This is a genomic window from Streptococcus sp. HMSC072D07 (assembly GCF_001814835.1).
Lineage (GTDB): Bacteria > Bacillota > Bacilli > Lactobacillales > Streptococcaceae > Streptococcus.
The window spans coordinates 17,344-18,510 of the sequence record NZ_KV818039.1; the positions used below are offsets into that span (position 1 = coordinate 17,344).

Genomic DNA, 1,167 nt, shown 5'->3' on the forward strand with positions numbered 1-1,167 from the left:
AAAAGTGCGTGATATATGAGGAAAAAGTGCGTGATACTTTTTGCTTTTAAAATACCATTAGAATCCTTATATACCAAGCGTTTTAGTGGTTAAAAAAGTAAATATAATTTATAATACATGAGGAAAAAGTGCGTGATACATGAGGAAAAAAAGCAATAAAAGGTTGACAGCACTCATTTATTGTTATATTCTAAAAAAGGACAAAAATGTAAATGGGTAGGATGTTTTAAAATGAAAACTAAAAATATAGAAAAAATATTTGATGAATTAAGAACTAGACAAGATTATTTAGTTGTCCAAGCAAACGATCTAGCCAAAGCATTTGGGAATTTAAGAGCATTTGAACATAGGATACTTGATTATTGTTTTAGTCACGTTACAAAAGATGATGATATGACAAACGTTTATAAAGTGAAAACAGTTGAAATATTACATCATTTTGGTTTAGTTAATTCTGGGCAGAACTACGAAAGAGTAGCAAGAGCTTTTAAAGCATTAAATGAAAACACTGCATTATATTTCTCCATTGAAGAAAATGGGAAAAAAGGTATCAGAATGGGACAGTTGTTCTCATGGATTGATTTTATGGAAGATGGCGAAGTAGCTTTCAAATTTTCTGAGTTTGCAGCTCCTTATGTGTTTGCTTTAAGAAGCAATTTCTATTCTTTTAAATTAGCAGAACTAGCTCAGATAAAATCAAAATATGCTATTATCATCATGAAACTTTGGGAAGCAAATAGATACAAAAACAATAGAACGACTATAATCAAAGGTGATTTAGAAAGTTGGCAAGAATGGTTTTTAGGAAAAAATAAAACTATGATCCCAGCCAGGTTTAAAAGAGACTGTATTCAAGTAGGTGCTGATGAATTAGAGAAAAAACTTGATATAGATATTCTCTTGAATGTGATAAAAGAAGGAAGAAAAGTTATTGGTTATGAAATGGAGATAACAGACAATAAAAGAACTACTCAGCAAGTGCCTAAGAGAAACAACTCAACCTCTTCACTAAACGAAAATGTCCAAATTTCGTCAGATTTTAAAGATGCTATGGACTTATGGAAAGAATAGGTCAAAAAATCTAAAAATGAGTTTGCTAAACAGTCTTAAATGTGATATACTTAAACGGTAAAAATATTTTACATTTTTAGACTGAAGCTATGGTAG

Annotated in this window: 1 protein-coding gene; it reads left to right on the top strand. The window is 30.0% G+C overall.

Features of this window, described 5'->3' with window-relative positions; translation table 11 throughout:
- Positions 1–231: 231 nt before the first annotated feature.
- A complete protein-coding gene (locus HMPREF2991_RS03235) occupies positions 232–1,071 on the top strand; it encodes a replication initiation protein (RefSeq protein ID WP_083312767.1) in 840 nt (279 codons plus the stop codon).
- The last annotated feature ends 96 nt before the right edge of the window (positions 1,072–1,167 follow it).

Bases quoted from the DNA above. Each gene is read 5' to 3' on its own strand.
- HMPREF2991_RS03235 (WP_083312767.1), top strand. From the start codon at position 232: ATGAAAACTAAAAATATAGAAAAAATATTTGATGAATTAAGAACTAGA.